General features: G+C 66.0%; 20 protein-coding genes. 15 read left to right on the top strand and 5 right to left on the bottom strand.

Annotated features, from left to right (window positions below; genetic code table 11):
* The first annotated feature begins 4 nt into the window (after positions 1–4).
* Genes ACOGI7_RS09505 through ACOGI7_RS09495 form a run of 3 tightly spaced genes read left to right on the top strand, consistent with a single transcriptional unit; the run spans position 5 to position 2,579 of the window.
* Positions 5–907 carry an SDR family oxidoreductase gene (locus tag ACOGI7_RS09505; RefSeq protein WP_419848518.1) on the top strand — a complete coding sequence of 301 codons (903 nt, stop codon included), beginning with the start codon at positions 5–7 and terminating at the stop codon, positions 905–907.
* Positions 907–1,800, top strand: coding sequence for an SDR family oxidoreductase (locus tag ACOGI7_RS09500; RefSeq protein ID WP_419848517.1), 894 nt, complete (start codon positions 907–909; stop codon positions 1,798–1,800). The genes ACOGI7_RS09505 and ACOGI7_RS09500 overlap by 1 nt, the downstream gene beginning before the upstream one ends.
* Positions 1,797–2,579: an SDR family oxidoreductase gene (locus tag ACOGI7_RS09495; protein WP_419848516.1), complete on the top strand. Its 783-nt coding sequence runs from the start codon at positions 1,797–1,799 to the stop codon at positions 2,577–2,579. The genes ACOGI7_RS09500 and ACOGI7_RS09495 overlap by 4 nt, the downstream gene beginning before the upstream one ends.
* On the opposite strand, the gene ACOGI7_RS09490 is transcribed toward ACOGI7_RS09495, so the two are convergent.
* A complete protein-coding gene (locus ACOGI7_RS09490) occupies positions 2,576–3,157 on the bottom strand; it encodes a Dabb family protein (RefSeq protein ID WP_419848515.1) in 582 nt (193 codons plus the stop codon). The genes ACOGI7_RS09495 and ACOGI7_RS09490 overlap by 4 nt on opposite strands.
* A complete protein-coding gene (locus ACOGI7_RS09485; protein WP_419848514.1) occupies positions 3,157–3,492 on the bottom strand; it encodes a hypothetical protein in 336 nt (111 codons plus the stop codon). Before ACOGI7_RS09485 ends, ACOGI7_RS09490 begins: the two co-directional genes overlap by 1 nt.
* A 59-nt stretch (positions 3,493–3,551) precedes the next feature.
* Here ACOGI7_RS09485 and ACOGI7_RS09480 point away from each other — a divergent pair, with 59 nt between their 5' ends.
* Entirely contained in the window at positions 3,552–4,298 is a 747-nt protein-coding gene (locus ACOGI7_RS09480) for a tyrosine-protein phosphatase (protein ID WP_419848513.1), read from the top strand.
* 30 nt (positions 4,299–4,328) lie between these two features.
* On the opposite strand, the gene ACOGI7_RS09475 is transcribed toward ACOGI7_RS09480, so the two are convergent.
* Positions 4,329–5,147, bottom strand: a complete 819-nt coding sequence (locus ACOGI7_RS09475) for an SDR family NAD(P)-dependent oxidoreductase (protein WP_419848512.1) — start codon at positions 5,145–5,147, stop codon at positions 4,329–4,331.
* A gap of 50 nt (positions 5,148–5,197) precedes the next feature.
* Here ACOGI7_RS09475 and ACOGI7_RS09470 point away from each other — a divergent pair, with 50 nt between their 5' ends.
* The 3 genes from ACOGI7_RS09470 (at position 5,198) to ACOGI7_RS09460 (ending at position 8,573) form a co-directional block, all read left to right on the top strand.
* Entirely contained in the window at positions 5,198–6,337 is a 1,140-nt protein-coding gene (locus ACOGI7_RS09470) for a CaiB/BaiF CoA transferase family protein (RefSeq protein WP_419848511.1), read from the top strand.
* 216 nt (positions 6,338–6,553) lie between these two features.
* Positions 6,554–7,861 carry a peptidylprolyl isomerase gene (locus ACOGI7_RS09465; RefSeq protein ID WP_419848510.1) on the top strand — a complete coding sequence of 436 codons (1,308 nt, stop codon included), beginning with the start codon at positions 6,554–6,556 and terminating at the stop codon, positions 7,859–7,861.
* Between the two features lie 241 nt (positions 7,862–8,102).
* On the top strand, positions 8,103–8,573 hold the full coding sequence (locus ACOGI7_RS09460) for a hypothetical protein (protein ID WP_419848509.1): 471 nt from the start codon (positions 8,103–8,105) through the stop codon (positions 8,571–8,573).
* A 40-nt stretch (positions 8,574–8,613) separates the two neighbouring features.
* Here the strand turns inward: ACOGI7_RS09460 and ACOGI7_RS09455 are convergent, their stop codons facing one another.
* Positions 8,614–9,495: an MBL fold metallo-hydrolase gene (locus tag ACOGI7_RS09455; RefSeq protein WP_419848508.1), complete on the bottom strand. Its 882-nt coding sequence runs from the start codon at positions 9,493–9,495 to the stop codon at positions 8,614–8,616.
* A gap of 41 nt (positions 9,496–9,536) precedes the next feature.
* A complete protein-coding gene (locus ACOGI7_RS09450; RefSeq protein WP_419848507.1) occupies positions 9,537–10,325 on the bottom strand; it encodes an SDR family oxidoreductase in 789 nt (262 codons plus the stop codon).
* A gap of 104 nt (positions 10,326–10,429) precedes the next feature.
* On the opposite strand from ACOGI7_RS09450, the gene ACOGI7_RS09445 reads away from it, so the two are divergent.
* The 8 genes from ACOGI7_RS09445 (at position 10,430) to ACOGI7_RS09410 (ending at position 16,905) form a co-directional block, all read left to right on the top strand.
* Entirely contained in the window at positions 10,430–11,284 is an 855-nt protein-coding gene (locus ACOGI7_RS09445) for a CoA transferase subunit A (protein WP_419851492.1), read from the top strand.
* The gene (locus tag ACOGI7_RS09440; protein ID WP_419848506.1) at positions 11,281–12,048 is read left to right on the top strand and encodes a CoA-transferase subunit beta; all 768 of its coding nucleotides are present in this window, start codon (positions 11,281–11,283) and stop codon (positions 12,046–12,048) included. The genes ACOGI7_RS09445 and ACOGI7_RS09440 overlap by 4 nt, the downstream gene beginning before the upstream one ends.
* Positions 12,049–12,055: 7 nt before the next feature.
* Complete coding sequence (locus ACOGI7_RS09435; protein ID WP_419848505.1) at positions 12,056–13,114, top strand: NAD(P)H-dependent flavin oxidoreductase; 1,059 nt, start codon at positions 12,056–12,058, stop codon at positions 13,112–13,114.
* Positions 13,115–13,152: 38 nt separating this feature from the next.
* On the top strand, positions 13,153–13,416 hold the full coding sequence (locus ACOGI7_RS09430) for a type II toxin-antitoxin system Phd/YefM family antitoxin (protein ID WP_419848504.1): 264 nt from the start codon (positions 13,153–13,155) through the stop codon (positions 13,414–13,416).
* Positions 13,417–13,420: 4 nt separating this feature from the next.
* Positions 13,421–13,855 carry a type II toxin-antitoxin system VapC family toxin gene (locus tag ACOGI7_RS09425; RefSeq protein WP_419848503.1) on the top strand — a complete coding sequence of 145 codons (435 nt, stop codon included), beginning with the start codon at positions 13,421–13,423 and terminating at the stop codon, positions 13,853–13,855.
* Positions 13,856–13,903: 48 nt separating this feature from the next.
* Positions 13,904–15,046 carry an acyl-CoA dehydrogenase family protein gene (locus ACOGI7_RS09420; RefSeq protein WP_419848502.1) on the top strand — a complete coding sequence of 381 codons (1,143 nt, stop codon included), beginning with the start codon at positions 13,904–13,906 and terminating at the stop codon, positions 15,044–15,046.
* A 2-nt stretch (positions 15,047–15,048) separates the two neighbouring features.
* Positions 15,049–16,029 carry an acyl-CoA dehydrogenase family protein gene (locus tag ACOGI7_RS09415; protein ID WP_419848501.1) on the top strand — a complete coding sequence of 327 codons (981 nt, stop codon included), beginning with the start codon at positions 15,049–15,051 and terminating at the stop codon, positions 16,027–16,029.
* A 66-nt stretch (positions 16,030–16,095) separates the two neighbouring features.
* Entirely contained in the window at positions 16,096–16,905 is an 810-nt protein-coding gene (locus tag ACOGI7_RS09410; RefSeq protein WP_419848500.1) for an ABC transporter ATP-binding protein, read from the top strand.
* The last annotated feature ends 2 nt before the right edge of the window (positions 16,906–16,907 follow it).

The raw sequence follows: 16,907 nt of genomic DNA, 5'->3' as shown, positions 1-16,907 counted from the left end.
GCCCGTGACCGGATACCTAGAAGGCAAGAACATCGTCGTCACCGGAGCGGGCAACGGCATTGGCCGAGCCATCGCCAGGGGTTGCGCGGCAGCCGGGGCCAACGTGGTGGTGGCCGACTACGGCGTGTCGCTGGACGGCTCCGACCCGTCATCGGAGGTGGCCGACGCGGTGGTGGCCGAGATTGAGGCGGCGGGCGGTACTGCCCTGGCTCTGGCCTCCGACATCAGCACCATGGAGGGCGGCGCGGCTGCGGTCCAGGCTGCGGTGGACGCCTGGGGATCCATCGACGGCGCAGTGTGCGTGGCCGGCATCCTGCGAGAGCGGATGATCTTCAACATGACCGAAGAAGAGTTCGACGATGTGATCCGGGTCCACCTCAAGGGCCACTTCACGGTGTACAAGCATGCCTCGGCCATCATGCGCAAGCAGGAGACCGGCGGGTCTCTAGTGGGAATCACCTCCGGGGCGTTCACCGGATCGACCTCTCAGTGCAACTACGCGTCGGCCAAGGGGGGCATCATCTCGCTCACCAAGAGTGCGGCGTTGGCTCTGAAGCGCTACGGCATCAACGCCAACTGCATCGCTCCCAGCGCCAAGACCCGCATGTCGGAGAACGTGCCTTTTGAGATCGAGGCAGGCGAGCCCGAAGACGTGGCGCCGTTGGCCGTGTACCTGCTCAGCGATGCTGCTCGGGACATCACAGCTCAGGTGTACACAGTGGTCGGTCCTCGGATCTCGGTGTGGGCCCAATTTGGCGAACTTCGCTCCATGTATGCCCCCGACAGCAGTTGGACCCCCGAGGGGATCGAGGAGTCGCTGCCCCGCACCATCGGCTTCGAAGAGCACCCCACCATGGCCTTGCTGGCCGCACAGGCCGCCCAGCGCCAGGCCGCCCAGGGCAGCTGATGTCGGACGGCGCGCTCGAGGGGCGGATCGCCGTAATCACCGGCGCCGGGCGGGGCATCGGTCGTCACTACGCCCTGCTGTTTGCCGCCGAGGGCGCCAAAGTGGTGGTCAACGACTTGGGCTGTGAGGCCGACGGCACCGGCGCCGATCCAGCAGTGGCCCAGGCGGTGGTCGACGAAATCACTGCTGCGGGTGGCACAGCAGTGGCCAATGGCGATGACGTGGCTGAGATGGCTGGGGCTGAATCGGTGCTGGCCCAGACCCTGGACGCCTTCGGCGGGGTGGACGTGGTGGTGAATAACGCCGGCATCCTGCGGGACAAGATGTTCGCCAGCATGAGCGAGGACGACTGGGATTCGGTGATCCGAGGCCACCTCAAGTCCACCTTCTGCATGACCCGAGTGTGTGCCGGCTGGTGGCGCGATCAGACCAAGGCCGCGGAGGCGGTGAACGCCTCGGTGATCAACATCAGCTCCACTTCGGGGCTGATCGGCCAGGTGGGCCAGTCCAACTACGGCGCAGCCAAATCGGCCATTGCGGGCATGACGGTGATCATTGCCCAGGAATTGGGGCGCTACGGCGTGCGGGTGAACTGCGTCACCCCCGCGGGCCGCACCCGCATGACCGAGGGGGCACCGGGTGTGGCCGAGATGGTGGCCAAGCCCGCCGAGGGGTTCGACGTGTACCACCCGTTCCACCCCGCTCCGGTGGTGGGGTGGCTGGCTACCGCCGACTGCGAGGCGACTGGCCGGGTGTTCATGGTCAAAGGCGGCGATGTCCGCTGGTACACCCCGTGGCTGCGCCAAGACTTCCTTGATACAGAGCGGGAGTGGACCATCGCCGATTTGGCCGAGGCCATGAAGGATCTGCCGCCGGTTCCGGTGTCGCCGTGAGCCGGGAAGTTCCCGCCGAGCCGCCGGGACGGGGGCTGCTGGAGGGCAAGACCGTGGTGGTGACCGCGGCGGCGGGCACCGGCCTGGGCTTTGCTGCTGCTCGGCGGTGCATTGCCGAGGGCGCCCGAGTGCTCATCAGCGATATCCACGAGCGCCGCTTGGATGAAGCCGCCGACCGCTTGGATGAAGAGTTTGGTGTCCGGCCCACCACACAGCTTTGCAATGTGACGGTTGAAGAGGAAGTCCAAGCATTGATCGATGCCGCAGTGGCCGAGTTGGGCCATGTGGACGTGATGATCAACAACGCCGGTTTGGGGGGCACCGCCAATCTGGTGGACATGACCGACGAGCAGTGGCAGGTGGTGATCGATGTCACCCTCAACGGCACCATGCGAACCACCCGAGCCGCGCTGCGCCACATGATGCCCCGGGGTTCGGGAGTCATCGTCAACAACGCCTCGGTGATGGGTTGGCGAGCCCAAGCCGGCCAGAGCCACTACGCCGCGGCCAAAGCCGGGGTGATGGCCCTTACCCGCTGCGCGGCCATTGAAGCGGCCGAGACCGGAGTCAGGGTCAATTGCGTGGCGCCCAGCCTGGCCATGCACCCTTTCTTGGCCAAGACATCCAGCCAGGAGTTCCTCGACAGCTTGATTTCGCTGGAGGCGTTCGACCGAGCCGCCGAGCCGTGGGAGGTGGCCAACGTGATGGTGTTTCTGGCCAGCGACTACTCGACGTATATGACTGGCGAGATCGTCTCGGTCAGCTCCCAGCACCCTTAACCGAGGGCGGCGGCCAGAACAGAGCGGTCGGTGGGGTGGTAGACGTGGGCCAGCTTGAGGTCCACGATCTGTCGGGGCATCTCAGGATCGAACCAGCCGTCGATAAGGCCCCAGTGGTGGGGGCTCATCATGTAGTCCACCTTGAGCCCGTCGAGGGTGTAGTACTCCTGCTCCCAGCTATGGGTCCACCGGGTGCCCGATGGGCCGACAACTCGGCTGAGGGTCCAGTTCACGATGGCCGGAATGTGGTCGGGCATGGCCATGAGATCCCGCTCGAACGCAGTCACAGAATCGGCCGGTGCGTCGGGCTCGACCCGAAGTAGGAGGGTGCGCTTGATCTCCCCGGCGAAACCGGGATCGGCTACCGCTCCGTCGATGATTTCTAGCTCTACCAAGTCGACATCGGCCACGTCTTCAAAGCCAGGTGGGACCGGATCGTCGATTCCGTCCCAGGTGTAGTGGCCGCCGCCCACCGTGCCCGGCAGGTGTTTGCCCAGCACCGCCGCCGATTCCAATTCGGCCACCCGAGAAGGATCGGCGCTTTCCAGCAGGGTCACCAGTGCCAGCGTTCGGCCCACTATTCCTCCTCGCCAATCTGATCGTCCACCAGAAACCGTCGTTGCCGCTCCACGCAGCAAGCGTCTACCTCGGCCCAGAACCCGGCCACGGAGGGGTCTCGCCCGGCGGCGCCCCGCATCGCCCACCACGCAGCCGCATCGGGCACCGACCACAAGTACACCAGCGTGTTGGGCTGGTCGAACAGCTCAATCGGCGGTGTCAGCCACGTCTGCTCCAACGTCATGCCCCGCGCCTTGGCCCCCTCCATGTAGCCCTCGGTCATCAACCGACGCACCTCGTCCAGCCGTCCGGGTTCGACGGTCAACTCGTCCAAGACGTGAATCTTCCCGACCACGCCCTCACGCTAGTGGTGTCCTAGATTGCGGGCCGGAGGAAAGACGGGAAATTGGAGCAATGAACCATCAGCGGCGCATCCCTCTGGAAGGGTGCGTGAACTTCCGAGACCTGGGCGGCTACGCCAGCTCATTGGGCGGCACCACCAAGTGGGGAGTCCTGTTCCGGGCTGACTCACTGCACCGCCTAAGCCCGACGGACTCCGAGGTGATTGCGGGCCGGCTGGGTGTCCGCACCGCCGTGGACTTGCGGGCAAACGACGAGCGGGAGCGGGTTGGGGTGCTCAATCCGACCCTGGGCATCGTCGAGCACCACGTGGGAACCACCGACCGGACCATGCACACCTATGAGCGCCCCGATCCCGACATGGCGAACCGCTCCTTCGGCCAGCTCTACGAGAACATGATCAGCAGCGGGGGAGAGCGGTTCGCCGCGGCAATCGAAGTGGTGGCCGATCCCGGCCTTTGGCCGACTGCATTTTTCTGCATGGCAGGCAAGGACCGGACTGGCTGTCTGGCTGCGATGATTCTGGGATTGGCCGGGGTAAGTCGCCAAGACATAGTGGGCGACTACGCGGCTACCGCGCCCGCGGTGCCGGCAATCCGAGAACGGTCCTTGGCCGAGTTGCCCGAAATGGCCAAAGTGTGGGCGAAGCTGCCCGACGACATAACCAATGCCCCCGTCAGCGCCATTACCGAGCTATTGGACATCGTCGACGACCGGTGGGGCGGTCTTGAGGGTTACGCCCTCGAGTTTGGAGTCAAGCCCCAAACCATCGAGCGCTTGCGGGCATCCTTCTTGGTCTGACGAAGCCTTCGGGCGTGTGGCGCACTGCCCTCACGCCGACAGGCCCCGCTTCTTGAACTCGCTCTGGGCGTACACGATGCCGCCCAAGTGCTCGTCGGCGTCGGAAGTAGTAGCCAGCCAGGCCACCACTGCGCCGATGGTGGCCGGCTCTCCACCGGGGTAGGGGAACGATCCTGCGGTGTTGCGGGCCCGGGCGGCCTCGGTGATCACATAGCCGGGATCGATGCTGAAGCAGCGGATGCCGTCGGGGCCGTGCTCCACGTGGATGTGCGGGGTCATGCGGGTGAACGCCCCCTTGCTCATGGCGTAGGCCATGCCCCAGCCGCCTTTGCCGATGGGGCCGGGCGGGTCGGTGTAGGCCGAGGCGGAGATCATGTTCACGATGGTTCCGGAGCCCTGCTCCACCATCGCGGCCAGCACCCGCTCGGTGATCGCCATCTGGGCGAACACGTTTCCCTCGAACAGCTTGTGAACCTCGGGTTCTTCCAGGTCCAGAATCGGGGTCATGCTCACTTTGCCCTGGTAGATGGCGTTGTTCACCAGCACGTCGAGGTGTCCGAAGTGCTCTAGGGCACCGCCGATGCACGCATCCACGCTGGCCCGGTCCAGCAGGTCCATGGTGAATGCTGCTCCCTGTTGGCCCTCGGCTTCGATGGCGGCCACGGTGGTGTCGAGGCCCCCGGGGATGGTGAGGTCGGGGTTGTACATGTCGCGGCCCGCTCCGTCCACCAGGGTGCGGGCCGACACGGCCACGTCGAATCCTGCCCGGGCCAGGGCGATGGCGCTGGCCTTTCCGATGCCCCGGCTGGCTCCGGTGACCAGGGCGGTCTTTCGTTCGGTGGCGCTCATCTGGGTCTCTGCCTTTCGGTTGCTCCGACTCTCAGGCATACCGTAGGGCCATGGGTCCGCTAAAGGGAATGCGCATCATCGAACTGGCCGGTATCGGGCCGACCCCGTTTGCCGGCATGATGCTGTCGGACATGGGTGCCGAGGTCATCCGGGTTGACCGGGTGGGCGTCTCGGGCAACCCAGTGGCCTCGCAGTCGGGCCCCATGGAGCGGGGCAAGCGCACCGTGGCCTTCGACCTGAAGCAGCCTGAGGGAGTGGATGCGGTGCTCCGCCTGGTCGAATCGTCCGACGGGCTTTTCGAAGGCTTCAGGGCCGGTGTGGCCGAGCGTCTCGGTGTCGGCCCCGATGCGTGTCTGGCCCGCAATCCCAAGCTGGTCTACGGACGGATGACCGGTTGGGGGCAATCTGGGCCATTGGCCGACCGGGCCGGCCACGACATCAACTACATCTCCCTGGCCGGTCCGCTGGCCCACATCGGGCGTACAGGACAGCCCCCGTCGGTGCCGCTCAACCTCATCGGCGACTTTGGAGGCGGCTCGGTGTTCCTGGTGCTGGGCATGGTGGCCGCCTTGTTGGATGTGGCCCGGGGTGGCGATGGCCAAGTGGTTGACGCCGCCATGGTGGACGGCGCCGCTTACCTGCTGTCGCCCCTCTATGCGGCCCATGCCAGCGGATTCTGGACCGATGACTACGGGGCCAACTTCCTGGACTCCGGGGCCTACTTCTACGAGGTGTACGGCACCGCCGACGGGAAGTGGCTGGCGGTGGGGGCCATCGAGCCCCAGTTCCACGCGGAGTTCATGATCGGCATCGGCCTGGCCGACGCCGACGATCTGCCCGACCAGATGGATCGGGACCGGTGGCCGGAGATGAAGCAGCGAGTGGGGGAGATCATCGCCACCCGCACCCTGGACGAGTGGATGGCCGTGTTCGACGGCACCGATGCCTGCGTCACCCCAGTGCTGACCATGGGCCAGACCCCGGCCCATCCCCACGCCATGGCTCGCGATGCGTTCTTCCAGTTCAACGGCATCAACCAGCCCCGCCCCGCCCCCCGATTCCAGGGCACTCCCTCCGAACCCGCCACGGCGTCGCAGCCGACAGGAGCCGACACCGATGCGGTGCTCGCCGATTTGGGTTACTCCCCCCATGAAGTGGAGGCGCTTCGGTCGTCTGGAGCGGTGGCCTGAAGCGCGGTGTCGGCAATACCGCTTGTCTTGCTGGAACGTCTTCTACTGTTTGGGCGTCGTAGGTAGGTGATGGCAGTGAGTTTCTGCCGAGAAAGGACTTGTCCGATGCACCGCTACTGGCTTGCCCCGATTCTAGCTTTGGCCCTAATGGCTACGGCGTGCTCAAGCGATAGCGAGGACAGCGCCCCGCCCGCAGCGGCAACCGAGACCCCTGTCATGCCTTCGACCGACCGGCATGATCTGGCCGACGCGATGCTCACCGTGATGCTCGAAGCCGACAAGCGCCCATTCTTCACAGAAGGCCAGAGATGCATGGCCAACGGCTTGGCCGAGGTTTTTTCTGATGACCGGTTGGTCAAGCTTGGTTTGAACGGGCCATCGGTAACCGCGATATATGAGGCCAGAGGCACTTTTGGCTTTGGCGATGTCTACGAGATCACCGATAGGGAATCATCCGAACTGGTGGACACTGCCTTGGAATGTCTCGATTGGAGGGCCGTTCTAGCTGAAGAGATCGCTGGTGAGGGGGTCCGACCGGATCAAGCCCGATGCATCGCTTCTGAGGTCTCAGATGAGGCCCTCCGTCATGTGGTCATCAGCGCGCTGATCACCGAATCAGAGGACGACTTCGGGCTAGCAGAGGAGGATGTGCTCGAGGCATTCCAAGCTTGTGACGGCGTTCGAGACATGCTCTTTGAGACATTCGTCCAAGACGGCCTCTCCGAGCAGAGCGCCCGCTGCGTCGCTGACGGACTGCCCGACGAGGTGGTCGACATGATGCTCGAAGGCGAAGAACCTGAGGACGAAGAAGCCTTCTTGCAGTTGATGGGCGAACTCGCGGAACTCCAGAACCGATGCCTGACTCCTGAGGAGATCGATTCCATGGGCGGCTCCGGGTTCCAATCGGCTGGTGCCGACCCAGGCGGGGGCGGTGGCGCAGGCGCATGCCCTCCTGTTGACGGTTCGGGACCCCAGGTCCTGGGTTTCGACGGTCCCCAGCCGATGTGCTTGGACGCCTCCAAGCAGTACACCGCGGTGTTCGACACCACGGCGGGGGAGATGCGGGTCGCCCTCGACATGGTCAACACGCCCATCACCGCCAACAACTTCGCGGTATTGGCCCTTTATCACTATTACGACAACACGCTGTTGTTCCGGACCGATCCGGGCATCGGCATCATTCAGGGCGGGGCGCCGCATACCAACTCGCCATCCGATCCCGGTCCGGGCTACACCATTCCCGATGAGGGCTCTGGGTTCACCTATGAGCCGGGCCAGCTGGTGATGGCTCGCACCGCGGCGCCCGATAGCGCCAGCGCCCAGTTCTTCTTCGCGGTCAACGAGCAGACCGCCCGGCTCAACAACCAGGGCACCTATGTGGTGTTCGGCCAGATGGACGATGCGAGCCTGGCGGTGGCCGAGGCTATTCTGGCTAGCCACGTGGACCAGCCCGATAATCCCCTGGGTGGGGGCCCCGAGCCTCCGGTGTTCGTCAACTCGGTGACTATCGAGGAATCCGGCTGACCCGGAACCTGTCTTTATGCGCCGTGGCTGGTTCCTCCCGATAATCCTTGCAACCCTTTTGGCGGCGGCCTGCTCAAGCGAAAGCGAGGGCAGCGCGCCGTCTGTGCCAGCTACCCAGGTTTCCGCAGTCCAACCCACTGAGGCGGTCGAAGCTCCCACTCCGCAACCTACCGAGGCCGCTGGAACCGATAATGGCGAGCAGGCTGATATTGGGGATCCACCCGGGCCCAACAGGCAGGAGTTGACCGACACATTTGCTGAGCTGGTCTTGGGAGACGAGCTGGTCACCGCCTTCATATCTCGACAGGAGATCATGTGTCTGGCTGAGGAGGCATTTTCCGTATTCACCGACGAACGGCTTGACGAATTGGGACTCAACCCGGAGTCGTTTACCGAGGCATACCAGCAACCGGGACTGTTTGTGTTCGGGAGCTGGTTCGACATTTCCGATCGTGAGGCGTTCGACCTTGAGAATCTGTCTTTGGGTTGCGTCGACTGGCGAAACTTCGTGGTCAATGTCTTGGTGGCAGAGGGTGAGCCGGTAGATCGAGCCAGATGCATCGCCTCACAAATCTCAGTTGAAGGGCTACGAGACGTCGTAAGGGACGCGATGGTGATCGACACGGGAGAGGGCTTCGGGGAGGCACAAGACGAGGTGGCGTCGGCTCTGGTTGCTTGCTACTTGAATGAGCCTTCAACGAGCGTCTCGTAGTTGAACAGCCCGACGAGGAGGCGGCAGCTGTTGCCGCCTGCTACTGCGAGTAGTAGACCGACTCGGCGGTGACCTCGTCGTCGGTGCCCACTCGGCCGTCGCCCACCATGGCGATGAGGTGGGCCAGCACCGAGCGGCTGGCAGGCTCGTGCAGTTCGGGGGCCACGTCGGCGTACATCACCTTCACCATCTCAGCAATGGTCTGCGGCCCGGAGGCCAGACATTCTGTGATCTGGCGCTCCCGATCCAAGCGGTGGGCGTAAAGGGCTTCTACCAGCGTTTGGGGTTCGGTGACCGGGGGGCCGTGGGTAGGCCAGTAAACCCGGTCGTGGGTGGCTTCGGCCAAGAGCCGCAGGCTGGCCATATAGTCCGTCATGTTGCCGTCGGGCGGGGGAACGATAGTGGTGGACCACCCCATGATGTGATCGCCAGTGAACACCCCGGATGCCTCCCGCCAGCGGTAGGCGATGTGGTTGGAGATGTGACCCGGCGTGTACAGGCACTCGAAGCTCCACCCCGGTCCCTTCACCACATCCCCGTGGATCACCGCCGCGTCGGGGACGAAGTGGAGGTCGCCCCTCTCCTCGCTCTTGCCGTCGTCGTCATCGGCAGGTGGATGGGGGCCGAACCCATAGGACGGAGCACCGGTGGCCTCGGCCACCGCCTGTGACGCGGGTGAGTGATCCCGGTGAGTGTGGGTGACCAGCAGGGCTTCTACCTGCTCATCGGCCACCGCGGCCAGGACGGCTTCGATGTGGTCGGCGTCGTCGGGGCCGGGGTCGACGATGGCCACCCGGCCCTGGCCCACGATGTAGGTGCCGGTGCCCCTGTAAGTGAACTTGCCGGGGTTGTTGGCCACCACCCGGCGCAGGCCGGGGGCCATCTCCACTACCGCGCCGTATTCCACCTCCGGCTCGGTCACGAAAGGGATGCTCACCGCCACGTTGGGGTTCTCCAGGCCGATCAGGTGTCCTCGGCGGCCACCTCACCGGTGGAGACGCCCAGATAGGCGGGCTTCTCGCCGCCGCCGTGGACCTTGATGTTGGCCCCCGACATCCACCGGGCCATGGGCGAGGCCAAGAACAGGCAGACATCGGCCACATCTTCGGGTTGGCCCATGCGGCCCAAGGCGATGGTCTCGCCCACCGCGGCGATGCCGGCATCGTCGCCGTAGTACAGGTGGGCGTCGTCGGTCACGATCAGCCCCACGGTCACGGTCAGAACCCGGATCTTGGGCCCCCACTCCACCGCGAGCGTCTCGCTCAGGTTCAACAGCCCGGCCTTGGCCGCCCCGTAGGCGATCCCCATGGGGTTGGGCCGGATGCCCGATACCGACGAGATGTTGAGGATCACCCCGCCGCTGTCCTGGTTCTGCATCACCGGATACACCGCCTGGCTGAACGCCATGGGGGCCATCAGGTTCAGCGCCACGATCTTCTCGTTGAACCGGGGCGACACGGTGGCGGAATCGGCTGGAGGAGCGCCGCCGGCGTTGTTGATGAGGGTGTCGACCCGCCCGGTGCGCTCCACCGCAGCGTCCACCACCCCGGCGATCTGCTCGGGATCCCGCACGTCAGCGGCCACGAACCGCGCCTCTCGGCCGTCGGCGGCTACCGGCTCCTCCGGCGGGCGGCGGGCGCAGATCACCACATCGGCGCCCGCAGCCAGGAAGCGGGTGGCCATCCCTCGGCCCAGCCCTTTGGTGCCGCCGGTGATGATGGCGGTCTTGCCGGTGAAATCGAGGTCATCCATTGCTGCCAGTGTGCCTTATGGGGGCTACCGGGAGCATGACCGCGCCGAAGGAGGCTGTTCTGCCAGTGTGGGCCGGGTCACAGGCGCGGGCTATCGTCGCCGCCATGGTCGACAAGCGGATGACCGAAGACGAAGTCGTCTCCGAACTGAAAGACGGGATGACCATCGGCATCGGCGGCTGGGGATCCCGGCGCAAGCCCATGTCGCTGGTGCGGGCCATTCTGCGCTCCGATCTGAAGGACCTCACCGTGGTGGCCTACGGAGGACCCGACATCGGGCTGCTGTGCGCGGCGGGCAAGCTGCGCCGGGCGGTGTACGGGTTCGTGTCGCTGGACTCCATCCCGCTGGAGCCCCATTTCCGCCAGGCCCGACAGAGCGGGGCCATCGAGTTCACCGAACTGGACGAGGGTGCCTTCTACCTGGGGCTTCTGGCCGCCTCTCACCGGGTTCCGTTCTATCCCACCCGGGCCGGTCTGGGCTCCGACATGCTGACCATGAACCCCGAGCTGCGCACGGTGACCTCGCCCTATGACGACGGGGAGGAGCTGGTGGCCATCCCCGCCTTCAAGCTTGACGCCGCGTTGATCCACATGAACCGGGCCGACGCCGCCGGCAACGGCCAGTTCCTGGGGCCCGACCTGTATTTCGACGATCTGTTCGCCATGGCCGCCGACAAGACCTACCTGAGCACCGAGAAGATCGTGCCCACCGAGAGCCTTCTCGACGAGGGATCGGTACACACGCTGCGCATCCAGCGCATCTTCACCGACGGCGTGGTGGAGGCCCCCCGAGGGGCGCACTTCACCGAGTGCCCGCCTGACTACGGGCGCGATGAGGCCTTCCAGCGGGAGTACGCCGCCACCGCCCGCGACCCCGAGGCATGGGAGGCCTTCCGCTCCACCTACCTCGACGCTCCCTCCCATGCCGAGTACCTGAAGGCGCTGGAGGCCCGGTCATGAGCACTGTCACCGAAGCAACCATCGACGAGATCTGTGTGGTGGCCTGCGCCGAGGCCTTCCGGGGTGACGGTGAGATCCTGTGCAACCCCATCGGCACCGTGCCCATCGTGGGCGGCCGCTTGGCCCGGGCCACCTTCGAGCCCGATCTGGTGTACACCGACACCGTAGCGGTGCTTCCCGCCAACGATTTCCCGGTGGGCGATCCCGACGCCCCCAAGGTGGTGGAGTCGTGGGTGCCCTACCGCACCGTGTTCGACATCGTGTGGTCGGGCAAGCGCCATGTGTTGATGGGGGCCAGCCAGATCGACCAGTGGGGCAACCAGAACATCGCCGCCATCGGCGACTTCCGCCAGCCCAAGGCCCAGCTCCTCGGCTTGCGGGGCGCTCCGGGCAATTTGGTCAACCACACCACTAGTTACTGGGTGCCCAACCACTCCATCCGCTCGTTTGTGGCCTCGGTGGACGTGGTGTCGGGGCCGGGGTACGACCGGATGCGGGCGCTCGGCTCGCCGAGCAACCGCTTCCACGAGGTGCGACGGGTGGTGTCCAATCTGGGGGTGTTCGACTTCCAGACCGACGACAACCGCATGAGGATCGCTTCGGTCCACCCCGGCGTGACCGTGGAGCAGGTGATCGAGGCCACTGCGTTCGAGCTGGCCGGCACCGACGACGTAGTCGAGACTCGGCTGCCCACCGACGAGGAACTTCACCTGATCCGCGAGGTGCTAGATCCCACCAGTGCCCGAAAGGCCGAGTTCCGCTGAGCCTCCGATGGCTGTAGATCCCCGACTCCAGACCCGGGTGTGCCAGTTGTTCGGGGTGGAGTACCCCATCGTGCAAACCGGCATGGGCTGGGTATCAGGCGCCCGGCTGACCGCAGCCACCTCCAACGCCGGCGGCCTGGGCATCATTGCCGCCGCGCCGCTCACCTTTGATCAGATGGTCGAGACCATCGACGCGGTGGCTGCGGCAACCGACCGGCCCTTCGGGGTGAACCTCCGCACCGACGCGGCCGACATCGACCGCCGGGTTGACCATATCATCGCGGCGCAGATCCCGGTGGCCAGCTTCGCCCAGGCCCCTGGCGAGGCCACTGTCAAGAAGCTCAAGGACGCCGGAGTGGTGGTGGTTCCCACCATCGGCGCCCCCCGCCACGCCGAAAAGGTGGCCGCCTGGGGGGTCGACGCGGTGATCGCCCAAGGGGCCGAGGGCGGCGGCCACACCGGTCCCATTGCCACCACGCTGCTGCTGCCCGCGGTCGTGGACACGGTGGACATCCCGGTCATCGCCGCCGGCGGCATGGTGGACGGCCGCTCGCTGGCCGCGGCCCTGGCTTTCGGAGCCGACGGCGTGGCTATGGGCACCAGATTTCTGCTGTCGTCCGACAGCGATGTGCCCGACCACGTGAAGGCCGTCTATCTCGACACCAAGCTCACCGGCACAGTGGTCACTACCGCAGTAGACGGCGTACCCCAGCGGGTGATCAACACCAGTGTGATCTCCCGGCTGGAGCGCTCGGGACCGCTGTCGTTCATCCGGGCGGCCCGCAATGCGCTGAAGTTCCGAGCCCTCACCGGGGTGGGCTACCGCCAACTCCTATCAGAGGGCCTGGCCATGCGCCGCAGCCTCAACCTGACCTGGGCCCAGATGGCCATGGCAGCCAACGCCCCCATGATGACCAAGGCCGCCATGGTCGACGGCCACCCCGAGGTCGGCATCCTGCCCACCGGCCAGGTGGTGGGCAACATCAACGCCCTCCCCAGCTGCCAAGAGATCATCGACTCCATCGTTACCGAAGCCACCGAGGTCTTAGACCGCCTGACTATCTAGTGTACAGATCACTCGCTACAAGTTGTACACTAATGAACATGGATGTAGCAGTTGCCGAACTTCGGGCCAATCTGAGGCACTGGCTGGGTCGAGCCAAGGACGGCGAGGAGGTTGTGGTCACCGAGCGGGGTACTCCGGTGGTCAAAATCCTCGGTCTGGAAGCTACTCCTGCTATCGAGTCTCTGGTGCAGCAGGGGATCATCGCGAGGCCGTCCTCTCAGGGTCGTCCCGTGGCCACCGGCCGCCAGCGGCCTCGGTCCCGCAGACCGGTCTCAGATCTGGTTACTGAACTGCGGGACTGACTGAGTGGCCCTCGTCTATTTCGACGCCAGTGCACTGGTCAAGCTGGTAGTTGAAGAGCCCGGCAGCGATATCGCGGCCGCGCTTTGGGACGGGTGTGATGCCGCAGTGTCGAGTCGCCTCGCCTACCCAGAAGTGCGGGCGGCATTGGCTGCGGCGGGGCGCAACCATGTCTTGGACGAGGCCAGCCTTGAGAGGTGTGAGCGGGAATGGGAGGAGTTCTGGGCCGCGATGCGCCCGGTTGAGCTCACCCAAAGTGTGCAGGTGGCCGCTGGCCGTCTAGCCAAGACGCACAGCCTGCGCGGGGCCGATGCTGTCCACTTGGCCAGCGCACTGGCTCTTGGCGCACCCGACCTTGTGGTCGCGGTTTGGGATCGCCGCCTCCACGCCGGAGCAATAGCAGAGCATCTGGCAGTCTCCCCTCCCGCTTTGCCCGGTTGACTCAGCGTGTCGTCTCAACGGACTTGTCCCGCGTAGAGTTCTGCGCTGATGGACCTGTCGTTCACGTCGACGGAAGAGGAGTTCCGGGAGGAGGCCCGCACCTGGTTGGCCGAGAATGTGCCCGCTGAGCCGCTGGCGTCGATGGACACCGCGCACGGCTTTGAGGAGCATCGGGCGTGGGAGCACGTCTTGTTCGACGCCGGGTGGGCGGTGGTGTCGTGGCCTGAGCGTTACGGCGGCCGAGAGGCGTCGCTAGTGGAGTGGCTCATCTTTGAGGAGGAGTACTGGGCGTCGGGGGCGCCGGGACGGGTCTCGTCCAACGGGGTGAGCCTTTTGGCCCCCACCATCTTCGACTTCGGCACTCCTGAACAGCAGGACCGCTTTCTGCGGCCCATGGCCCGGGGCGATGAGGTATGGGCCCAGGGCTGGTCGGAGCCCGACGCCGGGTCGGACCTGGCCGGGATCAAGACCAAGGCGCAGCGCGACGGCGAATACTTCGTGATCGACGGTCAGAAAACCTGGTGTTCTCGGGGTGCTTTCGCCGACTGGTTCTTCTGTTTGGTGCGCACCGATCCCGACTCCGAGCGGCACGCCGGATTGAGCTATCTGCTGGTTCCGGCCGATACCGAGGGGCTCGAGGCCCGGGCCATCGGCCGCCTGGACGGCGAGCCCGGTTTCGCTGAGCTGTTCTTCGACGGCGCCCGGGTACACGAGCGCTACCTGCTGGGCGGCGAGGGCGAGGGCTGGGCGGTGGCCATGGCCACCACCGGCAGCGAGCGGGGGCTGAACCTGCGGGCGCCGGGCCGGTTCATGGCCGCCGCCGACCGTCTGGTGGGCCTCTACCAGGAGCTGGCCGACAGCCGGGGCCCCGACCTGGACCGCCGCGACCAGGTGGTGAGCGCTTGGATGGGGGCCCAGGCCTACCGCTGGCAGACCTACGCCACCGAGGCCCGCCTGCGGGGCGGCGCCCCCATCGGCTCGGAGGCCAGCTTCATGAAGGTGCTGTGGTCGGAGCTGGATGTGGAACTGCACGCCACCGCGCTGCGGCTGCTGGGCCGCGACGGGGAGCGGGCCGACAGCTCGTGGATGGACGGATATGTGTTCGCACTGTCCGGTCCGATCTACGCCGGCACCAACGAGATCCAGAGAAACATCATCTCTGAACGAGTTCTGGGACTCCCGAGGCGGTAGACGTGGATTTCTCGTTCAGCGACGACCAGGTCATGTTCCAAGAGGCGGTGCGGGACTTCCTGGCCAACGAGTGTCCACCCGAAGTGGTGAGGTCGGCCTGGGAGAACGAAACCGGCCGTACCGAGGGCCTATGGGCGGCGCTGGCCGAGATGGGGGTGGTGGGCATGACCGCCCCCGAGTCGGCCGGCGGTTTGGGCATGGACGAGATCGACTTGGTGCTGCTGCTCGAAGAGGCCGGACGGGCCGCCCTTCCCGAGCCCCTGCTTGAGCACACTGCAGTGGGGATTCCCACCCTGGCTGAGGGGGGCGGCGCGGTTGCCGAGGCCTGGCTCGAACGGGCTGCGGTGGGGGATGCGACCCTGGGCGCGGGTCCCGCCGAGGGCTACGCGGTCGGGGCGGCCGCCTGCGATCTGGTGCTGCTCATCGGCACCCAGGTCCAAGCCGTGCCGGTAGCCGGGGCATCGCTGGTCGAGCACCGGTCGGTCGACGGTTCTCGCCGCCTGTTCGAAGTTGACGGAGAGGCCGCAGTGCTCGACGCCGACCCGGCATTGGCCTTCGACCGGGCCGCCGGAGCGGCTGCCGCCCAGTGCGTGGGCGTGGCCCAGCAATTGCTGGACGCCACGGTGGAGTACGTGGCCCAGCGGTATCAGTTCGGCAAGCCGGTGGGCAGCTACCAAGCGGTGAAGCACCACTTGGCCAACGCCGCCCTCAAGATCGAGTTCGCCCGCCCCGCGGCCCGCCACGCTGCTTGGTGTATCGCCGTCGGTGATCCCAACCGCAGCCGGGACGTATCCTTGGCCAAGGCCCTGGCCTCCGAGGCGGTGGACCTGGCCGCCCGCACCGCCCTTCAGTGCCACGGCGCCATCGGCTACACCTTCGAGTACGACCTGCATCTGTGGATGAAGCGGGGCTGGGCCCTGTCGGCCGCTTGGGGCGACGCCGCCTGGCACCGGAACAGAATCGCCGCCGCACTGGGCATCTGACATAAGCGCCATGCCCGTTATGGCTCTATCGGTTGCATCGGCCCGGTCTGGAGTAGCGTGGCGGAGATGAGCACTGAGGGTGCCACTTCGGTGGCCGAGCGTCCCGCCGATTCGGGCCAGCCCCTCTTGGCAGTTGAGGGGGTCACGGTTCGCTTTGGCGGCGTGGTGGCAGTGGACAACGTGTCCATGTCGGTGCCGTCCGGCCAGGTCAGAGGGCTCATTGGGCCGAACGGTGCAGGCAAGACCACCCTGTTCGACAGCATCACCGGCGTGAACACGCCGGCGGCTGGCTCCATCCGGTTGGAGGGCGAGGAATTGACCGGACGACCGGCAACCTGGCGGGCCCGCCAGGGCATCCGCCGCACCTTCCAGCGCCAGCAGCCGTTCGGCTGGCTGTCGGTGGCCGACAATGTGCTGTCGGCCTTGGAGTGGGAAGGAGGCGGCGGCGGTATCACCGCCGACCTGATCGCCCTTCCCGCCCGCCGCCGCATCGAAGCGAAGCGGCGCGAGCGAGTGGACGAAGTGCTGGAGCTGTGCGGCCTCACCGATATCAAGGACACCCCCGCGGGGGAGCTGCCCATTGCCCGAGCCCGCATGGTGGAGTTGGGTCGGGCCATCGTGTCCCGCCCCAAGCTCCTGTTGCTGGACGAGCCCACTTCGGGCATCGAGCACGATGAGGCCGAGCAGCTCGGCCAGATCATTCAGACCATTCGAACCGAGGACCAGTGCTCGGTGCTGCTGGTGGAGCACGACGTGGCCTTCGTCATGGCCCAGTGCGACCTGATCACCGTGTTGAACCTGGGCCAGGTGATTGGCGAGGGCTCGCCCGAGGAAATCCGCAGTAATCCGGCTGTGCGCGACGCGTATCTGGGTTAGCA

This window comes from Candidatus Poriferisocius sp. (assembly GCF_965204145.1).
GTDB lineage: Bacteria > Actinomycetota > Acidimicrobiia > Acidimicrobiales > Bin134 > Poriferisocius.
This window is presented reverse-complemented; position numbering and strand designations above follow the sequence as displayed.

Bases quoted from the DNA above. Each gene is read 5' to 3' on its own strand.
- ACOGI7_RS09500 (WP_419848517.1), top strand. From the start codon at position 907: ATGTCGGACGGCGCGCTCGAGGGGCGGATCGCCGTAATCACCGGCGCC.
- ACOGI7_RS09480 (WP_419848513.1), top strand. From the start codon at position 3,552: ATGAACCATCAGCGGCGCATCCCTCTGGAAGGGTGCGTGAACTTCCGA.
- ACOGI7_RS09475 (WP_419848512.1), bottom strand. From the start codon at position 5,147: ATGAGCGCCACCGAACGAAAGACCGCCCTGGTCACCGGAGCCAGCCGG.
- ACOGI7_RS09470 (WP_419848511.1), top strand. From the start codon at position 5,198: ATGGGTCCGCTAAAGGGAATGCGCATCATCGAACTGGCCGGTATCGGG.
- ACOGI7_RS09465 (WP_419848510.1), top strand. From the start codon at position 6,554: ATGCCTTCGACCGACCGGCATGATCTGGCCGACGCGATGCTCACCGTG.
- ACOGI7_RS09450 (WP_419848507.1), bottom strand. From the start codon at position 10,325: ATGGATGACCTCGATTTCACCGGCAAGACCGCCATCATCACCGGCGGC.
- ACOGI7_RS09445 (WP_419851492.1), top strand. From the start codon at position 10,430: ATGGTCGACAAGCGGATGACCGAAGACGAAGTCGTCTCCGAACTGAAA.
- ACOGI7_RS09440 (WP_419848506.1), top strand. From the start codon at position 11,281: ATGAGCACTGTCACCGAAGCAACCATCGACGAGATCTGTGTGGTGGCC.
- ACOGI7_RS09435 (WP_419848505.1), top strand. From the start codon at position 12,056: ATGGCTGTAGATCCCCGACTCCAGACCCGGGTGTGCCAGTTGTTCGGG.
- ACOGI7_RS09430 (WP_419848504.1), top strand. From the start codon at position 13,153: ATGGATGTAGCAGTTGCCGAACTTCGGGCCAATCTGAGGCACTGGCTG.
- ACOGI7_RS09420 (WP_419848502.1), top strand. From the start codon at position 13,904: ATGGACCTGTCGTTCACGTCGACGGAAGAGGAGTTCCGGGAGGAGGCC.
- ACOGI7_RS09410 (WP_419848500.1), top strand. From the start codon at position 16,096: ATGAGCACTGAGGGTGCCACTTCGGTGGCCGAGCGTCCCGCCGATTCG.